Source organism: Paraflavitalea speifideaquila, from assembly GCF_032395985.1.
GTDB lineage: Bacteria > Bacteroidota > Bacteroidia > Chitinophagales > Chitinophagaceae > Paraflavitalea > Paraflavitalea speifideaquila.
On sequence record NZ_CP135920.1, the window covers coordinates 1,163,753 to 1,177,919 of the forward strand.

Consider the following 14,167-nt stretch of genomic DNA (forward strand, 5'->3'; position numbering starts at 1 on the left):
GCAATGATGAAGAAAAGGAAGGAGAGGGAAGGCTTTTTGTCGAAAACCTGCGTAAACTTCGTTTTGAACTGGCCAGTACGGGTAAAAAAGATCTTCCTCGTTACCAGTACAAAGCCACAGGAAGGGAAAACAACCTTGATTGAAGCGCTGGCCAATAGCCTGAGCCTTACCAGGAAGAAAGTATTGGTAATAGATGCCAATTTTTCTAACAATTCATTGACCAGGAAATTTGAAGGTAAACCTACTCTAGAGCAATTCACCTTTTCAGGGCAGGGTAATGTGATGGATAAGTTTTGGGGAATTACCAGCATGACTAATATCCCCAATACGAACCTGGTGGGCTGTGCAGAAGGTAATCATACCCCATCCGAAGTATTGCCTAAGAACCACTTGTTGGAAAACCTGCCCAAGATTGCTGAAAGCTATGATTTTGTATTTATTGAAGGGGCTTCACTTAATAAACATGCGGATAGTAAAGAGCTGGCTGCCTGGGTAGATGGAATTATTGTCGTTTTTTCGGCCAAATCATCTTTAGGGCAGGTTGACAAAGATTCGATCCAGTACCTGAATAGTACTGGTGACAAATTTGTAGGTGCAATTCTGAATAATGTGGAGTCCAGGAATATGGATTTGTAGTGCATCATAAACCTTATACCGCTCATGTTCAATTATTTATTCAATGCTCAAAAATACTAAACAGGAGTAGGTATCCCTGGATAGATTATGCCCGGGGTATCACTATTTTGCTGGTTGTTTACCGGCATGTATTTGAAGGGTTGGGAAATGTAGGAGTGGGTTCCGGAAGTTATGATGGGTTAAAGTACTTTAATATCTTTTTCTTCAGCTTCCGGATGCCCTTGTTCTTTATTGTATCGGGCATTTTTGTGGGTGGCAGCCTAGTGCGTAAGGGGATTGGTGATTATATTGGAAACAGGTTCCAGACCATCTTTTATCCATTGATGGTATGGGGAAGCATACAGGTCACACTGCAGCTTTTATTTGCCGGGTATGCCAATGCGGAACGGGAACCGATGGATTATTTAAACCTGATCATCGATCCCCGAAAAATTGAGCAGTTCTGGTACCTGAATGCCTTATTCTTTGTAAGTGTTTTGTACGCACTGGTACACTGGTATGGTAAGATAAAACCCTGGCAGCAACTGGTGTTAGGGGTAATCCTGTATACTATCTCGGGATATTGCCATATAAACAATATCCATATTGGGTTTTGATCGATGTATTGTTTTTTTACCTGTTTTTTGCAGTAGGGCATGTGTTTTCGGATATGGTGTTGAATACAAAAATCATAGGATACTATCGTCCTGGCGTACTACGGTCATTGCCCTGCCTGTATTTGTGCTGGTGCAACATTATTTCACCTACCTTAACCTATTGCATCAGAATGATTATTATGTGCAGTTCCAGCAGCCTGCTATTTTTGCCGTGACGGCACTAATTGGCGGGGCTTTTGTAATACAGGTGTCTTTCCTGCTGGAAAAGCTCAATATCATGCGTTTTTTACGGGTAATAGGCTACCATTCATTATATATTTATGTGATGCACCTCATGATCACTTCGGCTATTAGGAATATCCTGTCAAAATCATTTGGCATAGAGAATATACCAATGCTAATGGTCGTTAGTGTGACTGTCGGTGTAATTTTACCGGTAATATTGTACAATATGGCCGAACGTGCGGGGGCCTGGTGGCTGTTTACCCTTAAAAAGCCTGCTATTACCAGAGAAAAGAAACGGAATAATAAAGAACAGCCTGGGGGCAGTGTAGTAGTGGGCAGTTAATTAATTACAATTGATCGAAATGGAAAACGAACAGAATAAATACAAGGCCTTCGAGATCATCAGCACCTTATTTGCTGTAGCATTTACGGCTGGTATGTTTGTAAAGTTTTTGTTCTTTTAGTCCCTATGATAAAAATGTGCTAAATAAAGCGGCTGCATCAGTACTCCCCTGGCTGCATTATCATTTCCTGGACAGGAAGATGGCTACCTCTTTTGGGATAGCCTTACTAGGCTTTATTGCCATTGCTTTATCGTATATCACTGTACTGGTAGATTCAAAGATCAGCATTGGTATTGTAGCAGGGGTGGGCGGCATCTTTATTTTCCTACTGTGTATCGTGTATCCTAAAATAGGTTATTACGCCACCTATGTCATTACCCTGTTTCTCATGTTCCCGGCGAGACTGTTAAATTCGGCTGCGGTAATACCTACTGGGCTGGTGCCGGAATACCTTTCTTATCTTACCTTATTGGGGGTTATAACCAGGCAGGAATACAGAAAGGAGATCACCAGTAAGTTTTGGAATCATGCGATCACTATCTGGATTGGGGTCTTGCTGGCTTATTACCTGCTGCAGATCGTTAATCCTGCAGCTACGAGTAAACTCGGCTGGTTTAATTTTTTCCGCAAGCAGGTGAGCTTTGCCGCCTTTTTTACATGAGTTATTGCTTTTTCAACTCCCGTAAGGCGATTGAATTCTTTACCAGGTTTTGGGTAATACTTAGCTCTATTGAAGCGATATATGCCTGTAAGCAACAGTGGCTGGGGCTTTTTGGGTGGGAGGAGCGTTGGCTGATGGCCGATCCTGAGCGCGTGGGCCTGTTTGTGAATGGTGGTATGGTGCGCCGTTTTGGATTACTTTCCGATCCTGCTACAGCAGGTATCCTGTATGCCTCTTCTACCGTACTGGTGCTCGTATTTGCCCTACAGGCAAAAGACCTGCGGAAACGTATCCTGTATTATACCCTCACGGTTGTCCATTTTCTCGCAACGAGCTATACCGGTACACGAACGGCCACGTTAATGGTTATAGCGGCCATTGTATTTTATTGTATACTTACTTTATATGAGCGGAGGACGCTCATTTTTCGGGTATTTTTGCCTTCATGATCACCGCATTATTGGTAGCGCCTATTTATGACAATGCAGTCATTAACCGCCTGCGTTCTACCTTTGAAGGCTCTAAAGAACCTTCGGCCATGGTGCGGGACTTGAACCGTAAGCTGGTACAGCCCTATGTGTGGAGCCATCCTATTGGTGGTGGGGTGAATACGGCTGGGCTGGTGGGACAAATGTATAATCCCGGGCATTACCTGTCATTTATTCCGCCAGATAGTGCCTATATGCAAACCATGATGGAGCAGGGGCCCATTGGGCTGGCGCTCTTACTGATCTTTTACTATGTTATCCTGCGCACCGGGATCAAGTATTTTTACCGGGTACGAGACCCTGACCTGAAATCACAATATGCGGCACACCTGGTATCGGTATTCAGCCTCCTGGTGGCCCAGTTTTCACAAATGGCCATCGGTCAGTATCCCAATGTGTTGTATTTTTATTCGGCCCTGGCCATTTTCCTGAAATTACATCTTTACGATTCATCAAACGCTGAAGCAAACAACTCAAAATGAACCTCAGAACCATGAAAAGAATCATTGCAGGCATTTGCTTACTGATACTCACTGCTGCTACCGCCAAGGCCCAACAGCCTACTGGCCGTAATGTATCAACTTACCATGCCAACCTGGATACCAGCCAGATCACAGATATCCGGGAAAAACTGGTACAGCTGGCCATGCAGAACCCCAGTTTCGAGATTGCCGACCGCAATGTGAATGTGGCAACTTACCAACTACGCAGGGCCAAAGGCACCTGGTTTGGCGTGATCTCTGCTTCCGGTAACGTGAATGAGTATACCATCAATCCCAAGAGTGCACCCTCTAACCAGGCCACACTTTACCCGAAATACAATTTCAGCCTCAACCTGCCCCTCGACTTTTTACCAGCAGGGCCAATGATGTGAAGATTGCCCGGGAAAATATTTATATCGCCAATGCACTAAAAATGAGCAATACCGCGCCATTCGACGGGCAGTACTGTCGGCTTATGAAGATTATCTGATGCACAAGGAGAAGCTGGAATTGATGACCCGCATGACGCAGTCGGAATACACAGAGTATAAGCTGGCCGAAAAAGACTTTTCAGACGGCTTGATCACTCCCGAAGTTTTCAAGAAAGCTGAAAATGCTTACTATGAACAGCAAATGCGTAAGGTAGACTACCAACGTAATTTCAGCATTGCCAAACTGGAACTGGAACAAATGATCGGTGTAAGTGTTGATGATGTGCTTGGTAAAAAATAGTACCATTCAATGACCCTGACCCAACCCCAAATACAGCCCTTGCCACCAGCAAACCCTGCCTCCAGAACCAAGGTATTTTTCCCTAACCTGGATGGGTTGCGGTTTATCTCTTTCCTGGTTGTATTCCTGCATCATTGCTATTTGTCATTTTTCAGCTATCTGCAAAGTTCGTCGCCACTAGCCTTCAAGATCCAGTCTTTCCTGTTCAAGTATGGCACCCTGGGGGTTAATTTTTCTTTGTGCTCAGTGGCTTTCTCATTACTTACCTGTTGATCCGGGAAAAAGAAGTAACGGGTACTATCCATGTAGGTAATTTTTATATTCGCCGGATACTGCGTATCTGGCCTTTGTATTTTCTGTGTTTGTTTATAGGGTTTGTCGTTTTTGCCATCCTGAAGAAAATGGGGGTGAAGTACCTCATGAAAGCGCTAATCCCTGGTACTATATTTTCCTCGTTGGTAATTTTGATTATATGCATAACTGGCCGGTGAAACCCGATGCCATTCTTTTATCGGTCCTATGGTCGGTTTGCGTAGAAGAGCAATTTTACCTGGCCTGGCCTGTGATCCTGAAATTCATTCCAGTTAAGTTCTATAAATACGTGTTTGCAGGCATTATTCTGCTATCACTCGTATTCCGGTCATTCTATACCGAAGCTACCGAGGCGCACCATGCCGTGCGGTATTTTCACACATTGTCTTTGATTGGAGATATGGCCCTGGGGGCGATGTTGGCCTGGCTGGTTTCTTTCCCCAATAAATTCAGGGATTTTATTACCCAGCTAAGTAAACCTGCCATTGCTTTCATTTATATTGGAACTTTATGTGTAACCCTGGGCAAAGAATATCTATTTCCTCATGGATTGCCCATTGTATTTGAAAGGCTGGTCATTGGGATCTTTTTCGCACTCATTATTGCAGAACAGAACTTTACCAATAACTCCCTGTTTAAAATGAGCCGCTTTAAGCTCATTAGCAAATTGGGTATCTATACGTATGGCCTTTATTGCCTGCACCTCCTGGGCATGTATGTAACGGTAAAGCTAGTCGTAAAACTGGGTTGGCAGGAAGGGAAATTATGGGTAGCGGTGGCCTCAGCCGTTATTGCACTCTTGCTCTCTATTGTCATCAGTTTGGCTTCCTACCATTTGTTTGAAAAATGGTTTTTGAAATGGAAGGATAAATTCGCTTTCATTACCAAATAATGCAATGTATATTGTGGCGCAGTGTGGTAAGCGCTTGAGATGTATGGCAAACAGGTTTTCGGTTACAACCAATTTTAAACGGCATTAATGAATCGGCGTCCTGGAATTCCGGAGCAACTAGTTGTTTTTACCGGATCATTCATATTCTTTCTATGCACCCTGGCGGCCAATTTCTCTGGCCCCCATGATTCCATCGGTTACCTGAATGGAATGGTAACGGGTAAGCATTTATTTCACCCCCATCACCTTATCTACCACTTTGTTACTCATTATTGGTTGGTATTTGTTCAACCTATTTTTCCGGGGTAAAGGATTATTACCTGGCCGAGGTATTTACCGCACTATGGGGTAGTGGCACCATGGCTGTACTATATAGTTTTTTCGTAATCGTTTCCGGCTGCCTGTATTGCAATCGGTAGTAAGCTTGTCAGTTATCGGCTTTTCTTTTGGTGTTTGGTTCTATAGCGTAAATATTGAGGTGTATGCCCCCTATGTTCTTTTTGCTGTTGGCCTTGTATATCATGACGAAGGATGATTTTGGTAAGGCCGACCTATGGAAGGTGATCCTCTTGCATGTGATGGCCATCCTTTTCCACCAGGTCCATATACTTTTGCGGTGGCCATACTATATAAATTGTGGCAGCAGCGCAAAAGGCTCAATTTGTCCATTTCACTCTTGCAATATGTGGTTGCTGGTATCCTGCTGGTAGGTGGCGCTTATTTCATAGTAGGTTGGGTTATAGAGGGGTATAATAGTGTTCCCAAATGGATCAGCTGGTTTGAGGGATATACCCAAAGCAATGATTACTGGAAGCCGCTAAACAGTAAAATGCCGGTGTTAATCGCCACGGGGTATTCCCATGCTTTTATTGGAGGGCATTTCGTTTTCCGCATACCAGCCGTAGAGCAATACCTGAGTAGTTCTCTATCTACCCATTCCCTGGGCGATGAAATGTACCTGGCCCGTCATATTTCCCATTCCATGGCCATTTTCCTGGCCGGGCTCAGTGTTTTACTTGGATGGGTGATGCTTTGGCTCGTAGTCCGGTTTGCCCGTTATTATAAAACCATCAGTTCAAAACTGGGAAACGTAGTAACCCCACTGATGATTGTTGGTATTGTGTACTCAGTCTTTTTCTGTTTCTGGATGCCCGAGATATTGGAGTTTTGGATCTTTCAAACCATCTTACTTTGGCTATTACTGCTGGGTACCCTGCAATATGCTGGGCAAGGCATACCTGTTTTTAAAGGGTGGGGGCAGTGAGGCCGGTAGTAATAGTAGCTGCCATCAGCATCATGTTATTCACCATCAATTTTTTTGGTAGCATGCGTTGGTTATTAAGCCTTGAAAATGACCAGTATTATGCCAAAATAGAACAGGTAAAAGCAACAGTTCGGGAAAAGGATATGGTGTTACTCCAGGATGCCTGGCAATTGAAAGACTTCCTCAACTATTTTACTAAAAATCAGGTATATGAGGCGCCCGCAACCGATTCGTTAAAGCCAGCTGTAAATAAAGCCATTACGGATTGCCTTATCAATGGCGGGAAGTTGTATATCTATACGGAAGCTACCCATTACCAGCCCCAGGGTACAATTTATATCGATTCCCTGCTGAATGTATATGGAGCAAGGAAGAAGGTATTTCCAGACCCTACAGCAACCATAATAGTTGTAGAATAGCCTGTAGCGAGGCTTTGTTTAAACAAGCTATTATCTGTGGGGTTAATTCTCAACAGTTGATAGAATTGTTCATTATTTTCTTACTTTACTATGTAACTTTGATAGTGAAGATTTCTTCCGGTTATCCCAATATCTTCCTGCCAAACCAGGCTTTATCCTAGGTATTTTTGTTTGCTTTCAGTGGCCGGTAAATTGCTGGCTATAAATGTTAGTGGTACATATACCCAGTATAAATTCCTGTACAATGACTACAGCTTCAGACAGCTCCTTAATCCCCGCCTTTCACAAAAATGAGCCCCAGGCTATAAAGACCATTTTCCGTGAATATTATACTTCAATGGTTCACTATGCCTATCAGTTGATCAATGACCAACAGGAGGCGGCGGAAATGGTGGTGAATACTTTTTTAAAGCTGATTGCCATGCGCAGGAATTTTCAGACGATGGATGATGTCAAAACCTTTTTATTGGTTACTATCCGGAATGGTTGTTATGATTATTTAAGGTGTTTGGACCTGGAACGACCCGCTCAAAAGGAATTGCTTTCCCTCACCGATCTGGTACCAGCCGACAATACGGCCTTACTAAGCACGGAGCAATTATTGGCCTTGTATGAGGGGATAAACAAGTTAACCGACCCTTGTGCTGAAGTATTCAAACTCTATTTCTACAATAAAATGACCACCGAAGATGTGGCTACACAGCTGGGCATTCCCGTAAAAACCGTTAGGGCCCACAAGACTAAAGCAATCAGGATACTGCGAACAACGCTCTCTAAAAGCCTCACGATAACCCCCTCCCTTAATTGAGATTAATCAAAATATTTTCCTTTTCGCATCATTTAGCCCGCCAGGGCGCGATTTTTGGCCTCTCCAGCGAAACCAAGGGCAGGCAGACTGCTTATTTTATGGATTGATTGGTATATTTGATCACCCCGTACGCGTGATAACTTATATAATCCCTCTCCTTATTATTTTCCTGAAAAACCAGGCTTCACATAATATACGTAAACAGCATTGCTTAGCGCTCCCTTTTTATGGGCCAGGAAGTAAAAGATCAGCAGGATGGTTGGTCAGGTGATGACCATATCTCTTTGCATGTTTTGTGTGAGGAGGATTTTCCATGGCTGCTGTTGTGGATGGTCAAAGAAACCAATGCCAGTTTATCTTTATTACTGCAAACAACAAAGGGCAGTTCAGAAATAGTTATTATAACAGGTATTATAAACGAACAGCCCCGTATTAGTTTACTTACTGTTTATGCATCGGCTTTTACGCGTTTAAAAACAGCCTATGTTTTACAAAAGAATGAATTTAGTATTCAACAATTACAATTAAACCCTTTACTCTTTAATAAGCGGGCATTATACAGTCTGCTCGGCACATATATTACTTATCTCCGTTCAAATAAGGGAGCCAGCAAAATACTATGGGAGATCCACCAGAAAGATAAACTGTATGCAAAACTGGCCGAGAAAGCCGGATTCAGGAAATCGGAGACCCAGGATCAGGTACAATACACCTTGTATGAGTTTATAGCGCCTTGACCATTTAGCCGGACCCAATTGTAAACATTGATATTAGGAGTGCTTCTATGTCCCTTTAGTCCACAAAATCACCCAATTATCTGCCTTCTGCTAATATTTTCTGTCTGCTGCTTTTCCATCTCCCGCATTTATCCGACTTTTGAGGCCCTTTTCAATACAATAACATGGAAACAGTGGCTATTCAGGGAAAGTTGACAACGGCGATCATTGAACAATTGAGACAAATTGTAGGCGCTGATTTTATTCTTCTCGATGATGAATCCCTTACTAATTATGGGCATGATGAAACCGAGCATTTATCATTTCCTCCGGAAGTAGTGGTTCGTCCGCGTACTACCGAAGAAATAAGTGCGATTATGAAGATCTGTAACCAACACAGAATACCTGTAACTCCCCGCGGGGCTGGTACAGGGTTAAGTGGCGGCGCCCTGCCCCACCTGGGTGGTGTATTGATCTCTACGGACCGGATGAATTCCATTTTGACGATCGACGAGCGGAATTTGCAGGTAATCACCGAACCAGGGGTTATTACCGAGGTATTGCAGAATGCGGTAAAAGAAAAAGGGTTATTCTATCCTCCTGACCCCAGTAGCCGCGGATCCTGTTTCATTGGTGGCAATATTGCCGAGAACAGTGGCGGCCCCAAAGCTGTGAAGTATGGGGTAGTAAAAGACTATGTACTTAACCTGGAGCTGGTGTTACCCAATGGTGAGGTTATTTGGACGGGAGCCAATGTATTGAAAAATTCTACTGGTTATAACCTCACTCAACTGGTAGTGGGAAGTGAGGGCACCCTGGGTATTGTGACGAAAATTGTTTTAAAGCTGATTCCACTGCCTAAATACGACCTGCTGATGCTGGTGCCTTTCCAATCGCTGGAAAAAGCCGGGGAGGCAGTAAGTGCTATTTTCCGTGGCGGTTTTGTACCCAGTGCACTGGAGCTGATAGAAATAGATGCGCTCAGGATTGTGAGCGCATTCGTAGACAGTTCGGCAGTGCCGGTAACAGAGGGTACCGCCGCCCACCTCATCATTGAGGTAGATGGCAATCACCTGGATACGCTGATGATAGAAATGGAAACCATTGGAACGCTGCTGGCTGACTATGATGCCGGGGAGCCCTATTTTGCCGATGATGCCCAACAGAAAGCGGAATTGTGGAAATTACGTCGTCGGGCGGCAGAAGCGGTAAAGATCGATGGTTATACTATTGAAGAGGATACTGTAGTTCCCCGGGCCGAGCTGCCTGCCCTCATCAGGGGGTAAAGGAATTGGGTATCCAGTATAATTTCAAGGCTGTATGTTATGGTCATGCCGGTGATGGAAACCTGCATATCCGTATCAAAAAAGAAGGGATTGCCAATAGTAATGATGATCCCGAAGTGATCCAGGGAATCCGTGCATTGTTTAAGCTGGTCCATGAGCTGGGTGGCACCATTAGCGGAGAGCATGGAATTGGCCTCTTGCAGAAAAACTATATCGATATTGTTTTTGATGAAACACAGCTCCAACTGATGCGGGGTATCAAGAAAACATTCGATCCCAATAATATCCTCAACGCGGGAAAAATATTTGATATGGCTTAATGTGGACCCTATGGGCCTAAAAAAGCCTAAATCTTAGCCTTAATTATGGTCAATGACTTGGCCCCTGTATATTTGCAGGGGCTTTTTATTTACCAAATTCAATCCATATGAACAGGAAATCGCTGCTGATCGCTATTGTTTTCCTTACCACATTTTGCGTTGCCACCCAGGCACAGGATGATGAACCCAAGCGGGGGTTTGATAGAAATAAACTATTCTTCGGTGGAAACTTTGGTCTGGGCTTTGGCGGTAATAGTACCCTGGTGAATGTATCACCTCAAATAGGTTATCGTTTCAATCCTTACCTGGCTGCCGGTGCAGGCGTAACCTTTCTGTATTCCAGTTACAAATACAGGTATACCAATCCCCAATACAAAGAAAATTATGGAGTAGCTGGTCTCAATGTCTTTGGCCGGGTATACCCCATTGAGTACCTGTTTCTGCAAATACAACCCGAGATGAACTACAACTGGGGCAAGTTCAAATTTTATGATGGTCGACCCGATCAGAAGCTGGATGGTAAAATAGTACCTTCTTTACTGGGAGGTGCAGGTGCAGCCATTCCTGCCGGTGGCGGTGCATTTATTATCATGGTCCAGTATGACCTGCTGCAAAACGACCGGACGCCCTATGGCAACAGGGCCTTCTACAACTTTGGTTATAACTTCGGATTCTAATTTGAAAATTTGCTAATGTACTAATGTGCGAATGCTTATGCATAGCAAACTTGTATTCCATTTTCAAATCAGCACATTTGCACATTATCCAATTAGCTAATTGTATTAAATATCTCCACCGGCGTGCCGCATACAATGATGCGCTCCTCTACTGACTCATACAAAAACCTTCTTTTGCATGACCTTTAGGTGATTGATGAGGTGATTATAATAACCGCCAGAGTTGAGGATATAGATTTTTTTATCGTGTATCTTTAATTGATTCCAGGTTACCATTTCAAACAACTCATCCAGCGTGCCAAAACCACCAGGTAATACGATAGCGGCATCACACATTTCATACATGGTACGCTTGCGGGTATGCATGTCAGATACAATGGCCAGTTCGGTAAGCCCTTCATGCTGATGTTCCCATTCTATGAGCAGTTTGGGGATCACTCCCATTACTTTGCCACCCTGCGCCAATACGGCATCTGCAATAGTGCCCATCAATCCTTTTTCCCACCGCCATATACCAGCTTCATTTCCAGCATGGCAATCAGTTTGCCAAGTTCTGCCGCATGCTGATTGAATACCGGGTTTTTGCCTGTCTTTGATCCGCAGAAAACCGCTACCGCTTCTATCTTCATAAACGTTTATTATTATTTTAATGCGATACTCGGGAGGCCCTTAAATAGGGATTTGCCTAGGGAAAGAGGCCACTGTAGCTGGTTTCGCAGCCCCTAAGATAAGTGGAATGCCGGCAATTGATCACAATTTTATTATCTTCAACCCCGATTCTACTGTATGTTTGTCAACTAATATTTATCTATGTCTGCCACATTGCTGTTCTCCTTTGTTATTGGTTATTTCCTGGTTTTACTGGTGGTTGCTTATTTTACCTCGCGCAATTCCAATAATGATTCTTTCTTTATTGGTAACCGTAATTCTAACTGGATGCTGGTGGCATTTGGCATGATCGGCACCTCATTGAGTGGTGTAACCTTTGTAAGTGTACCCGGAGCAGTAGGTAGAGAGTCATTTGCTTATTTTCAGATCACCTTGGGATACCTCATAGGATACCTGATTATTGCTTACGTTTTATTACCACTGTATTACCGGCTGAACCTTACCTCTATCTATAATTACCTAAGTAGCCGCTTAGGTTTCAGGTCGTATAAAACGGGCGCCTCTTTCTTTATTCTGTCAAGAACATTGGGTGCTACTGCACGTCTCTACCTGGTGGTTAAGATCCTGCAGGATGCCATACTCAGCAGTTTCGGTGTGCCTTTCTGGCTCACTACGCTCATCATCTTAATCATGATCTTGCTGTATACCTATGAAGGGGGCGTTAAAACCATTGTATATACCGATACGCTGCAAACTACTTGTATGTTGGCCGGTTTGGTAATATGTGTGGTATATATTCTAAAGACGATGGATATTAGTTTGGGGCAAAGCCTGCAGGCCATGGGAGAGAAGGGGTACTCAAAGATCTTCTTTACCGATCCCAGTAGCCGGTATTTCTTCCTGAAGCAAATAGCGGCGGGTGCCTTTATTACTATTACCATGACGGGGATGGACCAGGAGATGATGCAGAAGAATATCTCTGTTAAAACGCTTAAAGATGCGCAGAAGAATGTGGTTACCCTTTCGCTGATCATGTTGGGCGTAATTCTGTTGTTCCTGGTATTGGGTGGTTTATTGTACCTGTTTGCTGAACAAAAAGGTATAGCTGTAACCGGTGATGCTTTATTCCCTACGGTTGCGTTGCAGCATATGCCGCCGGTCATTTCAGCTATATTTATCATTGCCCTTATTTCGGCCTTGTTTCCCAGTGCTGATGGGGCTATTACCGCACTTACTTCCTCTTTCTGCATTGATATATTGGGTATCCAACGCAATACGAGCTGGAATGACCAACAGAAGAAAAAGATCCGGCAGCGGGTACACCTTACCTTTGCCGCCATTTTCCTTTGGTTGGTCATGGTATTTAAATGGGTCAACAATCCCAGCATGATCGGCGTGATCCTAAAGGTAGCTGCGTATACGTATGGACCTTTATTGGGATTATTCAGTTTCGGTATCCTCACCAAAAGAGTGGTAAACGATAAACTAGTACCTGTCATTTGCGTGGCTTCACCGGTTATATGCTTCATGCTGGATAAATACCAGAAACAAATATTCGGTTCCTTTGAAATAGGCCTTGAGCTCCTCATCATCAATGGCTTGCTCACCTTCCTTGGTTTGTTAGCAATTTCAAAAAAAACAGCAACTGGCGTAAACTAATTTATTCATTCGCCCGTTATTCATATAGGTTACACGTAGTTGACCTACTCTAATGCCATCCGCTGAAACGGATGGCATCATAGTCTTTAAGACCTGGTTTGTGGCTACGTACAAACCCAACCTCTAAACGTTTAGTGTATGAATGGAACCATTAAGATCTCAAAACAACGCCGCTGGTCCGAATCCAAAGCCCACTCTAGCTGGCAGATCTTTAAAATAATGGCCGAATTTGTGGATGGTTTTGAAACATTGGCTAAAATAGGCCCTTGCATCTCTGTTTTTGGCTCTGCCAGACCCAGCCAGGCCATGCTTATTATGAATTGACAGTAGATGTTGCCCGCAAGCTGGCCGAGGAAGGCTTTGGTATCATTTCAGGTGGTGGCCCCGGTATTATGGAGGCTGCCAATAAAGGTGCCCAACTGGGTGGAGGCAAGTCTGTAGGCCTCAATATAGAATTGCCTTTCGAGCAGCACGCCAATCCCTTTATTGACCGGGATGCCAACCTGCATTTTGAATACTTTTTTGTTCGCAAGGTCATGTTCACCAAATACTCACAGGGTTTTGTCATGATGCCGGGAGGTTTTGGCACCATGGATGAGTTTTTTGAAGTGGCTACCCTGATCCAAACAGGAAAAATGTCGCCCGTACCCCTCATCCTCGTGGGGTCGCAATATTGGGGCGGCCTGATGGACTGGATGCAGGAAACCATGCTGCAGAAGTCCAATAATATCTCTGCGGCCGATCTCGACCTCCTCAAAGTGGTGGATACCCCAGAAGAGGTAGTAGAGCATGTGCTGCAGTTTTATACCAAACATCCCCTGGAACCTAATTTCTAGTAAAAAGTCCGAAAGTCCGCAAGTCCGAAAGCCTGTGCTGGCTTGGGCTACTACATTCTGTCTTCCGGACTTTCCGAGTCTCCGTCTTTCCTGAGTTTCGGACTGTGCCGACTTCCGGACTCCTCCCACTTTTCGGACTTCAATCCGTACTTTTGTAGGTTATGGACATAATCTCTTCACTAGTTCAAGCCTATGCCGACCGTTT

At 44.0% G+C, this 14,167-nt stretch carries 20 protein-coding genes and 1 pseudogene; 19 read left to right on the plus strand and 2 right to left on the minus strand.

All coding sequences use genetic code 11. The annotated features are described in order from the left end of the window. Window positions 1–63: 63 nt before the first annotated feature. The 16 genes and pseudogenes from RS881_RS08190 (at window position 64) to RS881_RS08265 (ending at window position 10,858) form a co-directional block, all read left to right on the plus strand. Entirely contained in the window at window positions 64–636 is a 573-nt protein-coding gene (locus RS881_RS08190; protein WP_315820626.1) for a tyrosine-protein kinase family protein, read from the plus strand. Next, entirely contained in the window at window positions 636–1,232 is a 597-nt protein-coding gene (locus RS881_RS08195) for an acyltransferase family protein (RefSeq protein ID WP_315820627.1), read from the plus strand. Before RS881_RS08190 ends, RS881_RS08195 begins: the two co-directional genes overlap by 1 nt. Window positions 1,233–1,356: 124 nt before the next feature. Continuing rightward, complete coding sequence (locus RS881_RS08200) at window positions 1,357–1,800, plus strand: OpgC domain-containing protein (RefSeq protein WP_315820628.1); 444 nt, start codon at window positions 1,357–1,359, stop codon at window positions 1,798–1,800. A 137-nt stretch (window positions 1,801–1,937) separates the two neighbouring features. After that, window positions 1,938–2,462, plus strand: a complete 525-nt coding sequence (locus tag RS881_RS08205; protein ID WP_315820629.1) for a hypothetical protein — start codon at window positions 1,938–1,940, stop codon at window positions 2,460–2,462. Continuing rightward, on the plus strand, window positions 2,459–2,911 hold the full coding sequence (locus RS881_RS08210; protein ID WP_315820630.1) for a hypothetical protein: 453 nt from the start codon (window positions 2,459–2,461) through the stop codon (window positions 2,909–2,911). The genes RS881_RS08205 and RS881_RS08210 overlap by 4 nt, the downstream gene beginning before the upstream one ends. Next, window positions 2,908–3,432, plus strand: a complete 525-nt coding sequence (locus RS881_RS08215; RefSeq protein ID WP_315820631.1) for an O-antigen ligase family protein — start codon at window positions 2,908–2,910, stop codon at window positions 3,430–3,432. Before RS881_RS08210 ends, RS881_RS08215 begins: the two co-directional genes overlap by 4 nt. Then, complete coding sequence (locus RS881_RS08220) at window positions 3,429–3,824, plus strand: TolC family protein (RefSeq protein WP_315820632.1); 396 nt, start codon at window positions 3,429–3,431, stop codon at window positions 3,822–3,824. Before RS881_RS08215 ends, RS881_RS08220 begins: the two co-directional genes overlap by 4 nt. 97 nt (window positions 3,825–3,921) lie before the next feature. Next, the gene (locus RS881_RS08225) at window positions 3,922–4,164 is read left to right on the plus strand and encodes a TolC family protein (protein ID WP_315820633.1); all 243 of its coding nucleotides are present in this window, start codon (window positions 3,922–3,924) and stop codon (window positions 4,162–4,164) included. A gap of 239 nt (window positions 4,165–4,403) precedes the next feature. Further along, complete coding sequence (locus RS881_RS08230; protein ID WP_315820634.1) at window positions 4,404–4,655, plus strand: hypothetical protein; 252 nt, start codon at window positions 4,404–4,406, stop codon at window positions 4,653–4,655. Continuing rightward, complete coding sequence (locus tag RS881_RS08235; protein WP_315820635.1) at window positions 4,637–5,368, plus strand: acyltransferase family protein; 732 nt, start codon at window positions 4,637–4,639, stop codon at window positions 5,366–5,368. Before RS881_RS08230 ends, RS881_RS08235 begins: the two co-directional genes overlap by 19 nt. Before the next feature lie 616 nt (window positions 5,369–5,984). After that, entirely contained in the window at window positions 5,985–6,632 is a 648-nt protein-coding gene (locus tag RS881_RS08240; RefSeq protein ID WP_315820636.1) for a hypothetical protein, read from the plus strand. Beyond that, the gene (locus RS881_RS08245) at window positions 6,620–7,051 is read left to right on the plus strand and encodes a hypothetical protein (protein WP_315820637.1); all 432 of its coding nucleotides are present in this window, start codon (window positions 6,620–6,622) and stop codon (window positions 7,049–7,051) included. Before RS881_RS08240 ends, RS881_RS08245 begins: the two co-directional genes overlap by 13 nt. Window positions 7,052–7,295: 244 nt before the next feature. Further along, a complete protein-coding gene (locus tag RS881_RS08250) occupies window positions 7,296–7,859 on the plus strand; it encodes an RNA polymerase sigma factor (protein WP_315820638.1) in 564 nt (187 codons plus the stop codon). A gap of 227 nt (window positions 7,860–8,086) precedes the next feature. Then, complete coding sequence (locus RS881_RS08255; RefSeq protein ID WP_315820639.1) at window positions 8,087–8,596, plus strand: hypothetical protein; 510 nt, start codon at window positions 8,087–8,089, stop codon at window positions 8,594–8,596. A 356-nt stretch (window positions 8,597–8,952) separates the two neighbouring features. Continuing rightward, a pseudogene (locus tag RS881_RS08260) lies at window positions 8,953–10,181 on the plus strand (FAD-binding oxidoreductase). Between the two features lie 107 nt (window positions 10,182–10,288). Then, window positions 10,289–10,858 carry a hypothetical protein gene (locus tag RS881_RS08265; RefSeq protein WP_315820640.1) on the plus strand — a complete coding sequence of 190 codons (570 nt, stop codon included), beginning with the start codon at window positions 10,289–10,291 and terminating at the stop codon, window positions 10,856–10,858. Between the two features lie 156 nt (window positions 10,859–11,014). On the opposite strand, the gene RS881_RS08270 is transcribed toward RS881_RS08265, so the two are convergent. Together RS881_RS08270 and RS881_RS08275 are read right to left on the minus strand one after the other, a co-directional pair. Next, window positions 11,015–11,347 carry an LOG family protein gene (locus RS881_RS08270; RefSeq protein ID WP_315820641.1) on the minus strand — a complete coding sequence of 111 codons (333 nt, stop codon included), beginning with the start codon at window positions 11,345–11,347 and terminating at the stop codon, window positions 11,015–11,017. After that, window positions 11,347–11,487: a hypothetical protein gene (locus RS881_RS08275; RefSeq protein ID WP_315820642.1), complete on the minus strand. Its 141-nt coding sequence runs from the start codon at window positions 11,485–11,487 to the stop codon at window positions 11,347–11,349. Before RS881_RS08275 ends, RS881_RS08270 begins: the two co-directional genes overlap by 1 nt. 181 nt (window positions 11,488–11,668) lie before the next feature. Between RS881_RS08275 and RS881_RS08280 the strand changes: the two genes are divergently transcribed. The 3 genes from RS881_RS08280 (at window position 11,669) to RS881_RS08290 (ending at window position 13,962) form a co-directional block, all read left to right on the plus strand. Next, complete coding sequence (locus tag RS881_RS08280; RefSeq protein ID WP_315820643.1) at window positions 11,669–13,126, plus strand: sodium:solute symporter; 1,458 nt, start codon at window positions 11,669–11,671, stop codon at window positions 13,124–13,126. Window positions 13,127–13,264: 138 nt separating this feature from the next. Beyond that, complete coding sequence (locus tag RS881_RS08285; RefSeq protein ID WP_315820644.1) at window positions 13,265–13,450, plus strand: hypothetical protein; 186 nt, start codon at window positions 13,265–13,267, stop codon at window positions 13,448–13,450. Further along, window positions 13,447–13,962 carry an LOG family protein gene (locus RS881_RS08290; RefSeq protein WP_315820645.1) on the plus strand — a complete coding sequence of 172 codons (516 nt, stop codon included), beginning with the start codon at window positions 13,447–13,449 and terminating at the stop codon, window positions 13,960–13,962. Before RS881_RS08285 ends, RS881_RS08290 begins: the two co-directional genes overlap by 4 nt. Window positions 13,963–14,167: the final 205 nt, after the last annotated feature.